The organism is Micromonospora purpureochromogenes (genome assembly GCF_900091515.1).
GTDB classification, from domain to species: Bacteria; Actinomycetota; Actinomycetes; order Mycobacteriales; family Micromonosporaceae; genus Micromonospora; species Micromonospora purpureochromogenes.
Genome location: NZ_LT607410.1, coordinates 1,005,423 through 1,022,029, shown reverse-complemented (window position 1 = coordinate 1,022,029; position 16,607 = coordinate 1,005,423). Strand labels below are relative to the sequence as shown.

The following is a 16,607-nucleotide window of genomic DNA, read 5'->3' as shown; positions in this document are numbered from 1 at the left end:
CCGACCGCGGCGACGCCCGGGGTCAGGTGTTGCGCTCGTAGACCATCCGGAGGCCGATCAGGGTGATCATCGGCTCGTGGTGGGTGATCGTGCGGCACTCGCCGATCACCACCGAGGCCAGCCCGCCGGTGGCGATCACCGCCTTCACCTCGCCCAACTCCTCGGCCATCCGCTCGACGATCCGGTCGACCTGCCCGGCGAAGCCGAAGTAGAGGCCGGACTGGAGGCATTCGACGGTGTTCTTGCCGATCACCGACCGGGGCTTGGTCGCCTCCACCTTGCGCAGCTGGGCGGCCCGGGCGGCCAGGGCGTCGAACGAGATCTCGATGCCCGGGGCGAAGGCACCGCCGAGGAACTCTCCCCGGCCGCTGATCACGTCGAAGTTCGTGGTGGTGCCGAAGTCGACCACGATCGACGGACCGCCGTAGAGGGTGTAGGCGGCGAGGGTGTTGACCACCCGGTCCGAGCCGACCTCCTTGGGGTTGTCGATCGCGAGCTGGACGCCGGTGCGCACCCCCGGCTCGACGATCACGCTGGGCAGGTCGGCGTAGTAGCGGGCCAGCATGGACCGCAACGAGCGCAGCGCCGCCGGAACCGTGGAGCAGGCCGCCACCCCGGTGATCTCCACCGCGTCACCGGCGAGCAGCCCGCGGAACATCAGACCCAGCTCGTCCGCCGTGGACCGGGCGTCGGTCTTGATCCGCCAGGAGTGCACCAGCTTGTCGCCGTCGAAGGTCGCCAGCACGGTGTTGGTGTTTCCGATGTCGATGCAGAGCAGCACACGCGAAGCCTAGACGCCGCCCGGCGGGTCGAACCCGCCGAGCCGCCGGCCGCCCGGCCCGGCCCACCGCGCCGGGCCCACCGCGCCCAGGCTCACCGCGTCCGCAGGTCCAGCGCGATGTCCAGGATCGGCGAGGAGTGGGTCAGCGCACCCACCGACAGGAAGTCCACACCGGTGGCCGCGTACTCGGCTGCCACCGCGAGGGTGAGCCCGCCGGTCGCCTCCAGCTCCGCCCGGTCGCCCACCCGGGCGACCACCTCCCGCAGCGTCTCCGGGGTCATGTTGTCCAGCAGCAGGAAGTCCGCACCGGCCTCGACCGCCTCCACCGCCTCGGCGACGGTGTCGACCTCCACCTGCACCGGCACGTCGGGGAACGCCTCCCGGACCCGGCGGAAGGCGGGCGCGATGCCGCCCGCGGCGAACTTGTGGTTGTCCTTGATCATGGCGACGTCGTGCAGGCCCATCCGCTTGTTCGTGCCGCCGCCGGCGCGCACCGCGTACTTCTCCAGGGCGCGCAGGCCCGGGGTGGTCTTGCGGGTGTCCAGCACCATCGCCTTCGTACCGGCCAGGGCGTCGGCCCAGGCCCGGGTGTGGGTGGCCACTCCGGACATCCGGCTGAGCAGGTTGAGCGCCGTGCGCTCGGCGGTGAGCAGCAGCCGGGTCGGGCCGGTCACCGTGGCCAGCACGTCGCCGCGCGCCACCCGCTGCCCGTCCCGGGCCACCAGCGAGACCTCGACGGTACGGTCCGCACCGGTCACCTCGCCGACCAGCTCGAAGGCCGCGGCGGCCACGGCCAGCCCGGCCACCACCCCGTCGGCGCGGGCGACCACGTCGGCGGTGTCGGTCTGGGTGTCGGGGATGGTGGCCACGCTGGTCACGTCGAGGAAGTCCGGCCCCAGGTCCTCGGCGAGCGCCCCCACGACGACCGCCCGCACCTGCGCCGGGTCCAGGCCACCGGCCCGCAACGCCCGCTCGGTCGACTCCCTCACGCGTCCCCCTCGATTCGCGCCCGCAGGACCGGCTCACTCCTCGCGCTCACCGGACCCACCTTCGTTCGCGACTGCGGGGCTCGCAAAACCGGCTCACTCCTCGCGCTCACCGGACCCACCTTCGTTCGCGACTGCGGGGCTCGCAAGACCGGCTCACTCCTCGCGCTCACGCCAACTCCTCCCACCGGGACGTCAACCGACCCTGCGCACCGACCGCACCGAGCAGATGGCCCCGCCACCGCTCGTCGGCGGCCGGGAAGTCCTCCCGCCAGTGGCACCCCCGGGTCTCCTGGCGGGCGTACGCGGCGGCGACCAGGGTCGACGCCACGGTGAGCAGGTTCGTCGCCTCCCAGTCGGCGGTACGCGGAGTGCCCCGGCCCAGGCCCAGCTCGCCCAGGACGGCGGCGGTCCCGGTCAGCGTGGCGGCCGACCGCAGCACCCCGGCGCCCCGGGTCATCGCCCGCTGGAGCGCCGACGTGCCCTCGGCCGGCACCACCCAGCCCTCGCCGCCCACCCACGCGCCCGTCTCCGCCGGCCTGGCCTGCTCGGGCAGCCCGGCGGCGATGTCCTCGGCGATCCGGCGGGAGAAGACCAGCCCTTCCAGCAGCGAGTTGCTGGCCAGCCGGTTGGCGCCGTGCACGCCGGTGCAGGCGACCTCGCCGCAGGCGTACAGGCCGGGGATGGAGGTGCGGCCGTGCAGGTCGGTCCGGACGCCACCGGAGGCGTAGTGGGCGGCCGGGGCGACCGGGATCAGGTCGGTGGCCGGGTCCACACCGATGGCCAGGCAGGAGGCGACGATGGTGGGGAACCGCCCGGCCAGGAAGTCGCCGCCCAGGTGCCGGGCGTCCAGCCAGACGTGGTCCGCGCCGGTGGCCAGCAGCACCCGGTGGATGCCCTTGGCCACCACGTCCCGGGGGGCCAGTTCGGCCAGCTCGTGCTGGCCGACCATGAACCGCTTGCCGTCACCGTCGACCAGGTGGGCGCCCTCGCCGCGCAGCGCCTCGGAGACCAGCGGCTGCTGGGCGAGGCCGGCGCCGGCCACCCGGGCCGCCTGCGGCACGATCAGCGCGGTCGGGTGGAACTGGACGAACTCCACGTCGGTGACCGCCGCGCCGGCCCGCATGGCCAGGGCCACCCCGTCGCCGGTGGAGACGGCCGGGTTGGTGGTCGCCGAGAAGATCTGCCCCATCCCGCCGGTGGCCAGCACCACCGCCCGGGCCAGCAGCGCGCCGACGCCGTCCTCGCTGCCCTCGCCGAGCACGTGCAGGGTGATGCCGCAGGCCGGGCCGAGGCCGTCCGGGCCGTCGCCGGGAGCGCGCAGCAGGTCCAGCACCAGGGCGTGCTCGACCAGGCGGATCCACGGGTCGCGGCGGACCGCCGCGTGCAGCGCGCGCTGCACCTCGGCGCCGGTGGCGTCGCCGCCGGCGTGCACGATCCGGTCCGCCCGGTGCCCGCCCTCCCGGGTGAGCATCAGCGATCCGTCCGGGTTGCGGTCGAACTCCGCGCCGATGCGCATCAGCTCGCGGAGCCGGGTCGGCCCCTCCTCCACCAGCACCCGCACGGCCGCCGGGTCGCAGAGCCCGACGCCGGCGATCTCGGTGTCGTGGGCGTGCGCGCCCGGGGTGTCCGTCGGGTCGAGCACCGCCGCGATGCCGCCCTGCGCCCACCGGGTGGAGCCCTCGTCGATGTTGACCTTGGTGACCACCGTGACGTGCAGGCCGGCCTCGCGCAGGTGCAGCGCGGCCGTGAGCCCGGCGACCCCGGAACCGACCACGATCACGTCGGTCGTCTCCACCCAGCCGGGCGCGGGCGCGGCCAGCAGTCGGGGCAGGGCCGGTAGGTCGACGGTCGGAAGGTCCATGAGCACAGTCAACCGGAACGCCCCTCATCCCGGGCGGCGGGGGCACGACGAGTGGTTTGGACTACGGCGTCCGCTACCTCGTCCGGACGGGCAGCCCGGCCGGGCCGGCGCCCTTGAGCGAGGCGGTCACCGTCCGGTTGCTGAGCCAGAGGTGGCAGCGGACGCCGCGGTCACCCGCCCGCCAGCGGCCGGCACCGGGCGGGCGGACCACCACGCCGCTGCGGAAGCGCAGGTCGGCGTCGTCCGGCACGCCGACGTACCGGGCGAGGACGCTGCGGCAGCCGGCGTAGAGCGGCAGCCAGTCAGCGTCCCGGGTCGGGTACGGCCGGTCGGGCGCCTTCCACACGCCGACGAACTCGGCGTCGTGGGCGGTGGCGCACTCCGCCGGGAGCAGCACCTGCACGCCCCGGCCGCTGCCGGTGCGGCTGCGCTGGCAGCCCAGGCGCAGCGCCGACGGGCCCTTCAGGGCGTCCCGCAGGCTGCCGGTGCGGGTCACCACGGCGGCCGCCGCCTCGACGGTCGTCAACTCGCTGAGGTCGCAGCGGTACCAGCGGGAGCCGGCCGCCCAGCCGGGACGGGTGGGCAGCGCCACGGCCAGCCGCAGCCGGCCGGCGCGCCAGTCGTCACCGACGTACCCGGTGGCGTGCGCGTCGCACTTGGCGAAGGCGCCACGCAGGTCGGGCGAGCCGGTGGCGGGCGGGTCCGCCCGGCCGGCCGAAAAGGCCCCGACGTGCACCGTCTCCACCCGGTGCGCCACGGCGCAGTCCACCGGCGCGTACGCGTCCAGCGCGACGGTGTCAGTGAAGTCGCCGACCTGGCAGACGCCGGCCTCGGGGGTGAACGGCCCGGCAGCCGCCGGGGCGGCCCAGTCGTCGGTGAGGTCCCCGTCGACCCCGGCGGTGGCGGCGCAGCCGGCCAGCAGGGCCCCCGCGGCGAACGCGGCGACCGGTCTCGTCATCGCACGGCGCATCGCGGCCTCCCCCAGCCGACGACCGTCGATCCCGACGGTCCGCCCAGGGTAACCAACAATGACCTTCCGGTGACAGACCGGAAGTGCGCTCAGCCCACCACGGCCAGCGGGCTGGGGGTGGGGTCGCCGGCGGTGCCGGGAGCCACGGCGGCCGGGTCGGCGCCCAGGTCGACGACCTTGTTGTCGGCGTCGACGTGCACCACCCGGGGCCGGTACGAGCGGGCCTCGGCGTCGTCCATCTGACCGTACGAGATGAGGATGACCAGGTCGCCGGGGTGCACCAGGTGCGCCGCCGCGCCGTTGATGCCGATCACCCCGCTGCCCCGCTCGCCGGGGATGACGTACGTCTCCAGCCGGGCCCCGTTGGTCACGTCCACGATCGCCACCTGCTCGCCGGGGAGCAGGTCGGCGGCGTCGAGCAGATCCTGGTCCACGGTCACCGAGCCGACGTAGTGCAGGTCGGCCTGGGTCACCGTGGCCCGGTGGATCTTCGACTTGAGCATGATCCGGAACATCGGTCGCCTCTCCAGCGGTGTGGTGGTCAGGTGGTCAGGAGCGAGGGGCGAGTCGGATCGCCATGTTGTCGATCAGGCGGGTGTCGCCCACCCAGGCCGCGACCAGCAGCCGGGCCGGGCCGGCCACCGGACCCGGTTCCAGGTCCGGGTCGGTGAGCACCAGGTAGTCCAGCCGGGCGTCGGCGCCCACCGCGGCGAACGTCCGGTGCGCGGCGGCCAGCACCTCCCCGGCGTCCCGGCCCTGCTCGGCGGCGGTCGCGCCGGCCCGCAGCGCGGCCGACAGGCTCAGCGCGGCCTGCCGCTGGTCGGGCGAGAGGTAACGGTTACGGCTGGACAGGGCCAACCCGTCCGGTTCGCGGACGGTCGGCACGCCGACCACCTCCACCGGGACGTCCAGGTCGCGGGCCATCCGGCGGACCAGGGTGAGCTGCTGGTAGTCCTTCTCACCGAAGAAGGCGAGATCGGGGCGGGTGAGCTGGAGCAGCTTCATGACCACGGTCAGCACGCCGTGGAAGAAGCCGGGCCGGCTCTGCCCCTCCAGGTCCTCGCCGAGCTGCCCCGGGTTCACCCGGACCGCCGGCTGCCCGTCCGGGTACATGTCCGACACGGTGGGGGCGAACACCACGTCGGCCCCGGCCCGGCGGCAGATCTCCAGGTCGGCGTCGAGGGTGCGCGGGTAGCGGTCGAAGTCCTCGTTCGGCCCGAACTGCAGCGGGTTGACGAAGATCGTGACGAGCACGTGGTCCGCCCGCTCCCGGGCCGCCCGCAGCAGCGTCTCGTGCCCCGAGTGCAGCGCACCCATGGTCATCACCACGCCGACGGTGCCCTTGAGTCCGTCCCGCGCCTTCGCCAGCTCGGCCCGGGTGTGCACCAGCTCCGTCATGCCGCCACCTCCCGATGGATCCCGGCCAGCACGTCGAGCAGCGACTCGGCGTCCACCGGCCGCAGCCGACCGGCCGCGATCGCCCGATCCGCGCTCCGTCGTGCCAACGCCAGGTAGGGGGCCACCGATTCCGGGGCGGTCTCCGCCAGCCGGTCCAGGTGCCGTCGCACGGTGCCCGCGTCGCCCCGGGACACCGGGCCGGTCAGCGCGTCGTCGCCGAGCCGCAGCGCGTTCTCCAGGGCCGCCCGCAGCAGCGGGGCCAGCACCTTCTCGGGCTGGGCCACGCCGGCGTCGCGCAGCCGGTCGGCCGCCTCGTTGACCAGGGTCACCAGGTGGTTCGCGCCGTGCGCCAGCGCCGCGTGGTAGAGCGCGCGGTCCGCCTCGCCGACCCACTCCGGCACGCCGCCCAGGTCGGCGACGAGCCGGGCGGCGAGCGGGCGCAGCTCCGCCGGGGCGGTCACCCCGTACGAGATGCCGGCCAGCCGGCCGAGGTCGTCGGGCGTACCGGTGAAGGTCATCGCCGGGTGCAGCGCCAGCGGGCGCGCGCCGACGGCGGCGGCCGGGGCCAGCACGGTCAGGCCGTGCGCGCCGGAGGTGTGGGCGACCACCTGGCCGGGGCGCAGCGCCCCGGTCTCGGCCAGCCCGGCGACCACGCCGGCCAGCGCGTCGTCCGGGACGGCGATCAGCAGCAGGTCGGTGGCGGCGCGGGCGACCGAGGTGGCCGAGCGGTTGCGGGCGCCGGGCAGCAGCAGCGCGATCCGGGCCTTCGCGGCCCCGGAGACGCCGGAGGCGGCGACCACCCGGTGGCCGGCGGCGGCGAGCGCCGCGCCCAGCACCGCACCGACCCGACCGGCGCCGATGACGCCGACGGTGAGGGTGCGGGGGAAGACGGGCGGGGCGCCGGCAGGGGCGCCGCCCGCGGGAACGGCGGCCTCACGCGGGGCGGCCGAACGCGGGCGCAGCGGTGCGCTCATGGCAACGATCCAGTCCTCGAAGGGGGTACCGGTCGACCGCAAGTATGCGCTGGGGTTACGGAGCCCTAACAAGAGTGTGTGAAAACCTTCACCGGCCGGTGGGCGGGCGGTTTCCGGGCGGCGCGGGCCACGCGGCGCGGTTACAGTGCCACCCCGCCGACCGGCTGACCGTAGGGTCGGCACGGTGACGCACCCTGAACGCGGGATCAACTCGATGCGCTGGCGGGACGCCATGGACGCCGCCCTCTACGGCCCGGCCGGCTTCTTCGTCGCCGGCGCCGGACCCGCCGCCCACTTCCGCACCAGCGCGCACGCCCCCGGTGTCCTCACCACCGCCCTGTCCCGCCTGGTCGAACAGGTGGACGCCGCCCTTGGCCGGCCGGAGCCGCTGGACGTGGTCGACGTGGGCGCCGGCCGGGGGGAGCTGCTGCGCGCCCTCGCCGGGGCCATGGGAGCCGACGGGGACCCCACCGGGCGGCCGGCCTCCCCGGAAACCCCGACCGCCCCGGCCGCCGCCGTGCCGTCACCCGCCGCGCCGGTGCCGCTCGCCCGCCGGGTACGGCTCACCGCCGTCGAGCGGGCGCCCCGCCCCGACGACCTGCCCGCCGGCATCGACTGGCGGGACGAGATCCCGGACGGGGTCACCGGCCTGCTGGTCGCCACCGAATGGCTGGACAACGTCCCGCTCGACGTCGCGGTGCACGACGGGGACGGCTGGCGGTACCTGCTCGTCGACCCGGCGAGCGGGACGGAGTCGGTGGGCGGTCCGGTCGACGCCGCCGACCTCGACTGGCTGCACCGCTGGTGGCCCGCCCCGGTTGCCGCCGGGCGGGCCGAGATCGGCCGGACCAGGGACGACGCCTGGGCCGACGCGGTCGGCAAGCTCGACCGGGGACTCGCGCTGGCCGTCGACTACGGACACCTGCGGCAGGAGCGGCCGGTGGACGGGACGCTGACCGGGTACCGCGCCGGCCGGCAGGTGCCACCCGTACCCGACGGCTCCCGCGACGTCACCGCGCACGTCGCGGTGGACTCGGTCGCCGCCGCCGGCGCGCGGGTCGCCGGGCGCGCGTACACGCTGGGGTCGCAGCGGGAGGCGCTGCGGGCGCTCGGGGCCGACGGCGGCCGACCGCCGCTGACCCTGGCCGGCAGCGACCCGGCCGGCTACCTGCGGGCGCTGGCCGCCGCCTCGGCGGTGGCCGAGCTGACCGACCCGGCCGGCCTCGGCGGGCACTGGTGGCTGCGGCAACCGGTCGGCGTCGAGCCCGCGGCGTTCATGGCACGATGACCCACATGACCACGGACGCCGGCGACCTCCGCGAGCTGACCGTCGGCACCGGCGCGGGCGGGGAGCAGCTGGGCACCGACATGGTGCTCAACATCGGCCCGCAGCACCCGTCCACGCACGGGGTGCTCCGGCTCAAGCTGGTGCTCGACGGCGAACGGGTCGTCGCGGCCGAGCCGATCGTCGGCTACATGCACCGGGGCGCGGAGAAGCTCTTCGAGGTCCGCGACTACCGGCAGATCATCGTGCTGGCCAACCGGCACGACTGGCTGTCGGCGTTCTCCAACGAGCTGGGCGTGGTGCTCGCCGTCGAGCGGCTGATGGGCATGGAGGTGCCCGAGCGGGCCACCTGGCTGCGGATGGCCCTCGCCGAGCTGAACCGGGTGCTCAACCACCTGATGTTCCTCGGCTCGTACCCGCTGGAGATCGGTGCGATCACCCCGGTCTTCTACGCGTTCCGCGAGCGGGAGACCCTTCAGGCGGTGATGGAGGAGGTCTCCGGCGGCCGGATCCACTACATGTTCAACCGGGTCGGCGGCCTCAAGGAGGAGGTGCCCGCCGGCTGGACCGGCCGGGCCCGCGCCGCGATCGCCGAGGTCCGCCGCCGGATGCCCGACCTGGACCGGCTCATCCGCCGCAACGAGATCTTCCTGGCCCGTACCGTCGGGGTGGGGGTGCTCTCCACCGCCGACGCCGCCGCGTTCGGCGCGTCCGGGCCGGTCGCCCGCGCCTCCGGTCTCGACCTGGACCTGCGCCGCGACGAGCCCTACCTGGCCTACGACCAGCTCGACGTGCCGGTGGTCACCCGCACCGCCGGGGACTGCCACGCCCGCTTCGAGGTGCTGCTCGACCAGGTGTACGCCTCGCTCGACCTGGCCGAGCAGTGCCTGGACCGGGTCGACGGGCTGACCGGGCCGGTGAACACCCGACTGCCCAAGGTGGTCAAGGCGCCCGAGGGGCACACCTACGCCTGGACCGAGAACCCGCTCGGCATCAACGGCTACTACCTGGTCTCCCGCGGCGAGAAGACCCCGTGGCGGCTCAAGCTGCGCACCGCGTCGTACGCGAACGTGCAGGCGCTGGCCAGCCTGCTCCCCGGCACCCTGGTGCCGGACCTGATCGCCATCCTCGGCTCGATGTTCTTCGTGGTCGGCGACATCGACAAGTGACCGGCGGCTGACCGGAGCGGGTCAGCGCCAGCGGCCACCGGCGCGCGGGGAGTCGTCCTGCGGCGATTGGCCGTACCGCTGCTCGCCGCCCCACTGCTGGCGGGCACGCGGCTCCGGCTCGCCGCCCCACTGCCGGCGGGCGCGCGGCTCCGGCTCGGCGGCCCGCCAGGAGTCCACCGGCTCCCGCTGCGCGGGCGCCCGCCACTGGTCGGCCGACCGCTCGTCCCACGACTGCTCGGTGTTCTGCTGGCCGCGCGCCTGCCCCCGCCACTCCTGCGGCACCGGCACCCCGCCGGCCGGCAGCGCGGGATGCTCCTCCGGCTCGACCCAACCGCCGCCGCCCCACTGCTCGGCGGTCCGGCGGGGCTCGTCGTGGCGCACCGACGCCCACCGGTCCTGCACGCGGAACTCGGCGCCGTCGGCGTGCAGCTCCGCCCGGCGCTCACCGACCCGCACCTCGCGGCCCCGCCCGTCGTCGCGTACCTCGGCCCAGCGGTCGCCGGCCCGTACCCCGGACCAGTTCTCCTCCGCCGGGTACGACCCGCCCGCCCAGGACTGGTCGGCTCGATCGTCGGCGGCACCCGACCAGGACCGCTCCTCGGGCTGCCCGCCCGGCCAGGGCCGGTCCTCCCGCTGGTCGCTCGACCGTTCGTCGCGCTGGCCCGCCCAGCCCCGCTCCGGCTCGGCCCGCTCCGCCCAGGAGTTCTCCGGCTCCGCGCCGCTCCAGGACGGCTCCTCGGGCGCGGGGGACCAGCGGCCGGCGTAGCCGGCGTAGGCGTTGCCGACCGCCGGATCCGCGCCGTCCACCACGGTGTGCCGGGTGGTCACGTGCACGGTCTCGGTGTGCCGCAGCACGGGACGGCCGCCCGCCTCCGGTCCGGGAGCGGCGCCGCGCGGTTCGCGGGGAGCGCCGTACACCCCGGCCTGGCCGGCGGCGGGACGCTCCGCGCCGTAACGGCGCCCGGCCGGCTCCTCGTCGTCCCGATCGGGGGCGCGCCCCCAGGTGGACGGGGTCTCCTCCGGCGCGGCGGCCCACCGCCGCCCGCCCGACGCCTGCTCCTGCGGGTCGGACACCCGGGCCCGACCGGCGCCGGCCGGTTCCTCGGCCACCGCCCCGGTGATCCCGGCGGCCGCGGCGATGCCGGCCGCCGCCGCGTCCAGCCGGCGGCGCAGCGCGGCGACCTGGTCCTCCACCCGCTGGGACTGGTCGAGCGCCTGGTTGCCGCGCTGGGCGGCGGCCACGATCTCGGCCCGCAACTCCCGGCGAACCTGCTCCAACTCGTCCAGGAACTCCTCGCCGCGCGGCTGGCCACCGTCGGCGCGCAGCGCGATCGACAGACCGATCAGGACCACGGCCATGATGGCCAGTACGGCGGCGAACCGGAGCGGACCGTTGCCGTCGGCGATCAGCAGGATCAGCGCCGCGACGGGCGCGATCGCGACACCGATCCAGAACAGGACGGTCAGCAGCTGCGGGTGGTGCTTCTCGGGCACGACCGGGGCGGGCATGGCTGTGGAGCCTACCGAGAGATGCCCTGCGTGGGAACGGTCCCGAGTACCGAATCGCGACGTCAGGGGGTGCGGGCCGGGCGCGGCCGGCGGGGTGCCGCCGCGCCCGGAACCCGTGGTCAGCCGGTGGCGAGTGCGCCGTCGGAGGAGAAGACCAGACCGACGCTGGCGGTGCCGGTCTTCAACGCGTTCTTGGTCTGCGGGCCACCGGCGTCCAGCGAGCTGAACGAGCCGGCCTTGAAGTCGTAGACCTCCACCAGTCCGGCCTGGCACTTCGGCCGCTGCGGGCACTCCGGCGGGCCGGCCAGCACGGTCGCCGAGCCGGAGCACTTGGCCGCCAGGTCGGAGATCGTCTGCACGCCGTACTTGTCGGCGAACGCCTTCGTGACGGCGAAGGCGTTCTGGTCCTGGGCGGCGGCGGGTGCGCCGAAGGTGATGCCCACCTTGTCGCCGGCCGCCTTCAGTGCGGTGACCGTCTTGTCCAGCTCGGGCGAGGAGACCGGGGTGGCGTTCTTGCCGTTGGCCTTGGTGTTGAGGAACTCCGCCATGGTCGCCGCGTACTCCGGGACGACCTGGATCTCGCCCTTCTCCAGGGCCGGCTCGTAGAGCTCGCGGTTGCCGATCTGCTGCACCTTGACCTGGTAGCCGGCCGCGGTGAGGACGATGTCGTACAGCTCGGCCAGGGTCTGACTCTCGCTGAAGTTGCCGGCGCCGACCACGATCTGCCCGCCGGGACCCTTGGCGATGCCGGCGGTGAGGTTGTTCGCCGAGGCGAACTCCTCGGCGGCGGCCTTCGGGGTCTTGCGCTCGAGGTCGACGGCCTTGTTGAGCGCGATCAGCTTCGGCGTGTCCAGCGCGGCGGAGACCTTGTCGAGCGCGGCGACCAGCTGCGGGTTGGCCACGTCGACGTTGATCGCCGGGATGATGTTGTCGGTGTTCTGGAGCTTCTTGTCGTCGTTCAGGACGACCAGCTGGTCGCCGGCGACCGGGGCGCAGCCCGCTCCGCTCGCGCCCTGCTGAGGTGCGTCGGTGCCGGATGACCCCTCGTCCCCGCAGCCGGTGAGCAGACCTGCCACGGTGAGCGCGCCGATCGCGCCGACCGCCACTCGTGTCCGTACGCGCATGATCGCGCCCGCCTTCCGTGTCCCGGCGCGACCCGAGGTGGGCCGGCCGCGTGTCCGACGGGCGATCCGATCGGCCGCCCGCGACTCCAGCCAACATCCTCCGGCTCCGACCGACAAACTCGGAGCGGGGTTCGTCACCCGATCGTCACCGGTTCGCTCAGTTCCCGGCGACGGCGGCCGCCGCCCGCCGGTGCGCCCGGCCCCGGACCCGCCGCAGCGGGCGCGGGGTGACCGCCCGCTCGACCAGCGCCAACACCCCCTCGACCAGCAGCGCCAGCCCGGCCACCAGCACGCCCCCGGCGATGATCTGGCCGCCGCCGGCCGCGATGTCCAGCCCGAAGCCCGCCCGGATGATCTGGCCGAGCCCGCCGCCGTTGACGAACGAGGCGAGCGCGGCGGTCGCCACCACCTGCACCGCCGCGGTCCGGAACCCGGCCGCCAGGTACGGCACCGCCAGCGGCAGCTCCACCCGGCGCAGCACCTGCCCGCCGGACAGTCCCATCCCCCGCGCCGCGTCCCGGGCCTCCGGGTCGGCCTGCCGCACCCCCGTGTACGCGTTGGCCAGCAGCGGTGGCACCGCGAAGACGGCCAGCGCCACCACCACCGCCGGCCGGCCGAACCCGAGGAAGGTCAGCGGCAGGATGGTCAGCAGCGCCAGGGTGGGGATCGCCAGCGTGACGTTGGAGATCAGCAGGACCGGCCCGCCACCGCGACCGCTGTGCCCGAGCCAGAGCCCGATCGGCCAGGCCACCAGGCAGCCGAGCAGCACCGCGGCGGCGGACATGCTCAGGTGCTCCCCGAGCCGGTCCAGGATGCCGCCCGGGTTCGTCCAGTTCAGCGGGTCGTTGAGCCAGACCACCGCCTGCTCGACCGGATTCGTCCCCGCCCGGGCCGCCGTGGCGGTCATCCGGTCCGCCCGCGCAGCCACGGCGTGAGCAGCCGGCCCATCCCGGCGAGGATCAGGTCCAGCACCAGGGCGAGCAGGACGCAGAGCAGCGTCCCGGTCATGATCTGGGCCTTGTAGAAGTTGTTCTGGAAGCCGGCGAAGATGAGCTGCCCGAGGCCGCCGCGACCGACCACCACCCCGACGGTGACCAGGGCGACCGTCGAGACGGTGGCGAGGCGTACCCCGGTGAGGATGCCGGGCAGGGCCAGCGGCAGGTCGATCCGGAACAGCCGCGCCCAGCGGCCGTACCCCATGCCCTCGGCCGCGTCGCGGACCTCGGGGGGCACCTGGTGCAGCCCGGCCACCGCGTTGCGCACGATCACCAGCAGCGCGTACAGCACCACCACGGTCAGCACGGTGATCGCGCCGATGCCCAGGTAGGGCGCGATGAAGGCGAACAGCGCCAGCGACGGGACGGTGTACAGCACGCCGGTGAGTGCGAGAATCGGCCCGGCGAGGGCGCGGAACCAGTACGCCGCCACCGCCAACGGCAGGGCCACCAGGGCGGCGATCAGCACCGCCCGGGCGGTCAGCGAGGCGTGCTCGCGCAGCGCGGCGAGGATGGTGTCAGAGTTGTCCCGCACGTACTGCCAGGAGAACCACGGGTTACCGGGGTCGGCCCGGTAGCTCAGGTGGAGGGACACACGTGGACGTTACCCCGGGACCCATCGGCGCGGCCGGGCACAGCGCTGCCTCGATCACCCTGGACGGCATCCGGAAGCGCTACCCGGACGGCACCGAGGCCGTGCGCGAGCTGAGCCTGGAGGTCAAGGCCGGCGAGCTGGTGGTTTTGATCGGCCCCTCGGGCTGCGGGAAGTCCACCGTGCTGCGCATGGTCAACCGGCTGATCGAGCCGACCGGCGGCCGGATCCTGCTCGGCGACGAGGACATCACCCGGGTCGACCCGGTGAAGCTGCGCCGCCGGATCGGCTACGTGATCCAGAACGTCGGGCTCTTCCCGCACCAGACGGTGCACACCAACGTGGGTACGGTGCCCCGGCTGCTCGGCTGGCCGAAGGAGCGGATCCGCCGCCGCGCCGACGAGCTGCTGGAACTGGTCGGGCTCGACCCGGCGCAGTTCGGCCGCCGCTACCCGCACGAGCTCTCCGGTGGGCAGCGGCAGCGGGTCGGGGTGGCCCGGGCGCTCGCCGCCGACCCGGTGGTGCTGCTGATGGACGAGCCGTTCTCGGCGGTCGACCCGATCGTCCGGACCCGGTTGCAGGAGGAGTTCCTGCGACTCCAGGCCGAGGTCCGCAAGACCATCGTGCTGGTCACCCACGACCTGGACGAGGCGGTCCGGCTCGGCGACCGGATCGCGGTGCTCTCCCAGGGGGGCCGGCTGGAGCAGTACGACACCCCGGCCGCCCTGCTCGGCGCCCCCGCCTCACCGTTCGTCCGCGAGTTCGTCGGCGCGGACCGGGGCATCCGCCGGCTCGCCGTCACCCCGCTCAGCCGGGACACGCTGGCCCCGGTTCCCGGCGCGACCGCCGACCTGCCGGCGGTGCCGCTGGGCGGTTCCGCGTACGACGCGCTGGCGGCGATGCTCACCACGGGCTCCGAGGCGGTCGTGGTCACCGCCGACGGCGAGCCGGTCGGCGCGCTCACCCGGGCCCGGGTGCTCGAACTCGGCCAGACCGGCGCCTGACAGTGAGGATGTAGGTGGGGTCACCCGGTCTGGTCTGACTCAGCGCCTGACCGACGATGCTGTCCTGCTGTGGGATTCGTCGACCGGTTCCGGGTGACCCCGTTCCTGCACGTCACTGGCAGGGGCGTCGTGACCTGATAGGAGCCTGTGCAAGAGGCCCCTTCACTGTCCTGTCCGCCCGTCCCGGCGAGTGCGTGCCGACCCTGTCGGTGCAAGCGAAAGGGACGACGGTTCCAGGATGACAGCCAAGAAGCGCCAGGTCACGGGTGGGGTTGATACCCACGGCAAGACTCATCACGCCGCTGCCGTCGATCAGGCGGGGCGGTTCCTCGGTGATCGTGAGTTCGCCGCCACCGCCGCCGGATATCAGCAGTTGCTGGCCTGGCTGGGTGCCTTCGGCCGGGTGGTCAAGGTCGGAGTGGAGGGCACCGGCGCCTACGGCGCTGGCGTCATGCGGCACCTGAGCGGGTCGGGCATCACCGTGGTGGAGATCGACCGCCCCGACCGCAAGATCCGCCGGACGAGGGGCAAGTCCGACCCGATCGACGCCCTCGCCGCCGCCCGCGCGGCCCTGTCCGGGCAGGCCGCTGGTGTCCCGAAGACCCGCACCGGCCCCGTCGAGGCGATCCGCGCCCTGCGCGTGGCCCGCCGAGGCGCCGTCAAGGCCCGCACCGCCGCCCTGAACCAGCTCCACGGCCTGCTCACCTCGGCACCGCAGGAGATTCGGGAAGACCTGGCCGGCGTCACCGGGGCCGCACTCGTGCAACGATGCGTCGAGCTGGGCATCGACGAGTCCGCACTCACCGACCCGGTCCACGCCACGAACGCCGCCCTCGCCGCGATCGCCACCCGGATCACCGCACTCAACGTTGAGATCACCCGAGCCGACCGGCGGCTACGCCCCGCCGTCGCCCGCACCGCCCCAACGCTGAGCAGTCTGTTCGGCGCCGGTCCCGAAGTCGCCGGGCAACTCCTGAACACCGCCGGCGACAACCCCGACCGGCTGCGTTCCGAGGCGGCCCTGGCCCACCTCTGCGGCGCCGCCCCGATCCCCGCCAGCAGTGGACGCACCGACCGGCACCGCCTCAACCGCGGCGGTGACAGAGCCGCGAACAACGCGCTGCACACGATCGTGCTCAGCCGGATGCGCCACGACCCCCGCACCCGCGCCTACGTCGACAAACGCACCAAGCAAGGCCTCAGCAAGAAAGAAATCATGCGATGTCTCAAGCGATACGTCGTCCGCGAGGTCCACACGGCTCTCCTCGCCGACTTCGCCGCCCTCAACACCGCTTGACATCCATAGGAGCATCCCCGCCGATCTCTGACTTCGCGCCGGCGACTTGCCGTTCCGGCGGCAGCCGGGCCGTTCCGGCGGCCAGTTCGGTCCGTCGCCGGACTGGTCCTGCGGCGAGGTCGGGGCGGAATGTCAGGCCCGGCCGCCGAGACTGGCGGTGCCGATGATCCAGCCGGCGAAGAAGCCGTAGGTGGCACCCGTGCCGGCGGTCTGGAAGTCGGCGAGCAGCGGCCCGTCCGAGGTCAGCAGCGCCGCCAGCAGGGTCGCCGTCGCGGCGGCCAGGACGTACGCGGCCCAGCCGGAGAAGAACTGGCTCACCGAACCCTGCACCCGGGCCACCTGCGAGGTGGGCAGCAGGTAGAGGAAGGTCGCGGCGAACACCAGCAGCAGGATGGCCCGCAGGTCGGTGGCGAGCACCCCGTGCTCACCACCGGCGGCCTCCAGCCGCCAGGCCGGCCAGGCGAGCAGCCGCAGGAACCAGCCGCCGGCGGAGTTGGGGTCGGTGTGCGCCTCGGCCCAGTCGACGTACCACGGGCTGCCGCAGACCCCCACCAGGATGAGCGCGGCCAGGGTGCCGGTGCCGGCGGCGGTGCCGTACCCGCTGACGGTCCGGGGGCGGTTGGTGAGGGCCATGCGGCGGGAAGTTCCCGACTCACCCC

16 protein-coding genes are annotated in these 16,607 nt (G+C 74.6%); 4 read left to right on the top strand and 12 right to left on the bottom strand.

The window, feature by feature from the left end; genetic code table 11:
* Window positions 1-22: 22 nt before the first annotated feature.
* The 7 genes from GA0074696_RS04720 to GA0074696_RS04690 all read right to left on the bottom strand — a co-directional run bounded on the left by GA0074696_RS04720 (window position 23) and on the right by GA0074696_RS04690 (window position 6,973).
* Entirely contained in the window at window positions 23-781 is a 759-nt protein-coding gene (locus GA0074696_RS04720) for a type III pantothenate kinase (protein WP_088959958.1), read from the bottom strand.
* A gap of 92 nt (window positions 782-873) precedes the next feature.
* Complete coding sequence (gene nadC, locus GA0074696_RS04715; protein WP_088959957.1) at window positions 874-1,770, bottom strand: carboxylating nicotinate-nucleotide diphosphorylase; 897 nt, start codon at window positions 1,768-1,770, stop codon at window positions 874-876.
* A gap of 166 nt (window positions 1,771-1,936) precedes the next feature.
* The gene (locus tag GA0074696_RS04710; RefSeq protein ID WP_088959956.1) at window positions 1,937-3,631 is read right to left on the bottom strand and encodes an L-aspartate oxidase; all 1,695 of its coding nucleotides are present in this window, start codon (window positions 3,629-3,631) and stop codon (window positions 1,937-1,939) included.
* 73 nt (window positions 3,632-3,704) lie between these two features.
* Window positions 3,705-4,601, bottom strand: coding sequence for a septum formation family protein (locus GA0074696_RS04705; RefSeq protein ID WP_088959955.1), 897 nt, complete (start codon window positions 4,599-4,601; stop codon window positions 3,705-3,707).
* An 89-nt stretch (window positions 4,602-4,690) separates the two neighbouring features.
* Window positions 4,691-5,116, bottom strand: a complete 426-nt coding sequence (gene panD / locus GA0074696_RS04700) for an aspartate 1-decarboxylase (protein WP_088959954.1) — start codon at window positions 5,114-5,116, stop codon at window positions 4,691-4,693.
* A 34-nt stretch (window positions 5,117-5,150) separates the two neighbouring features.
* The gene (gene panC / locus GA0074696_RS04695; RefSeq protein ID WP_088959953.1) at window positions 5,151-5,999 is read right to left on the bottom strand and encodes a pantoate--beta-alanine ligase; all 849 of its coding nucleotides are present in this window, start codon (window positions 5,997-5,999) and stop codon (window positions 5,151-5,153) included.
* On the bottom strand, window positions 5,996-6,973 hold the full coding sequence (locus GA0074696_RS04690) for a Rossmann-like and DUF2520 domain-containing protein (RefSeq protein WP_088959952.1): 978 nt from the start codon (window positions 6,971-6,973) through the stop codon (window positions 5,996-5,998). Before GA0074696_RS04690 ends, panC begins: the two co-directional genes overlap by 4 nt.
* A 214-nt stretch (window positions 6,974-7,187) precedes the next feature.
* Here GA0074696_RS04690 and GA0074696_RS04685 point away from each other — a divergent pair, with 214 nt between their 5' ends.
* Together GA0074696_RS04685 and GA0074696_RS04680 are read left to right on the top strand one after the other, a co-directional pair.
* Window positions 7,188-8,261 carry an SAM-dependent methyltransferase gene (locus tag GA0074696_RS04685; RefSeq protein ID WP_088959951.1) on the top strand — a complete coding sequence of 358 codons (1,074 nt, stop codon included), beginning with the start codon at window positions 7,188-7,190 and terminating at the stop codon, window positions 8,259-8,261.
* Entirely contained in the window at window positions 8,258-9,427 is a 1,170-nt protein-coding gene (locus GA0074696_RS04680) for an NADH-quinone oxidoreductase subunit D (protein WP_172894169.1), read from the top strand. Before GA0074696_RS04685 ends, GA0074696_RS04680 begins: the two co-directional genes overlap by 4 nt.
* Before the next feature lie 21 nt (window positions 9,428-9,448).
* Here GA0074696_RS04680 and GA0074696_RS04675 read toward each other — a convergent pair whose 3' ends face one another.
* The 4 genes from GA0074696_RS04675 to GA0074696_RS04660 form a co-directional block, all read right to left on the bottom strand.
* Window positions 9,449-10,936, bottom strand: coding sequence for a hypothetical protein (locus tag GA0074696_RS04675; RefSeq protein WP_088959949.1), 1,488 nt, complete (start codon window positions 10,934-10,936; stop codon window positions 9,449-9,451).
* 119 nt (window positions 10,937-11,055) lie between these two features.
* Entirely contained in the window at window positions 11,056-12,060 is a 1,005-nt protein-coding gene (locus GA0074696_RS04670; RefSeq protein ID WP_088959948.1) for a glycine betaine ABC transporter substrate-binding protein, read from the bottom strand.
* Window positions 12,061-12,217: 157 nt separating this feature from the next.
* On the bottom strand, window positions 12,218-12,967 hold the full coding sequence (locus GA0074696_RS04665; RefSeq protein WP_088964356.1) for an ABC transporter permease: 750 nt from the start codon (window positions 12,965-12,967) through the stop codon (window positions 12,218-12,220).
* The gene (locus GA0074696_RS04660) at window positions 12,964-13,650 is read right to left on the bottom strand and encodes an ABC transporter permease (protein WP_088959947.1); all 687 of its coding nucleotides are present in this window, start codon (window positions 13,648-13,650) and stop codon (window positions 12,964-12,966) included. The genes GA0074696_RS04665 and GA0074696_RS04660 overlap by 4 nt, the downstream gene beginning before the upstream one ends.
* Window positions 13,651-13,652: 2 nt before the next feature.
* Here GA0074696_RS04660 and GA0074696_RS04655 point away from each other — a divergent pair, with 2 nt between their 5' ends.
* Window positions 13,653-14,651: an ABC transporter ATP-binding protein gene (locus GA0074696_RS04655; protein WP_088959946.1), complete on the top strand. Its 999-nt coding sequence runs from the start codon at window positions 13,653-13,655 to the stop codon at window positions 14,649-14,651.
* A 238-nt stretch (window positions 14,652-14,889) separates the two neighbouring features.
* A complete protein-coding gene (locus tag GA0074696_RS04650; protein WP_088959945.1) occupies window positions 14,890-15,948 on the top strand; it encodes an IS110 family RNA-guided transposase in 1,059 nt (352 codons plus the stop codon).
* A 132-nt stretch (window positions 15,949-16,080) separates the two neighbouring features.
* Here the strand turns inward: GA0074696_RS04650 and GA0074696_RS04645 are convergent, their stop codons facing one another.
* Entirely contained in the window at window positions 16,081-16,581 is a 501-nt protein-coding gene (locus tag GA0074696_RS04645; RefSeq protein ID WP_088959944.1) for a hypothetical protein, read from the bottom strand.
* Window positions 16,582-16,607 lie beyond the last annotated feature (26 nt).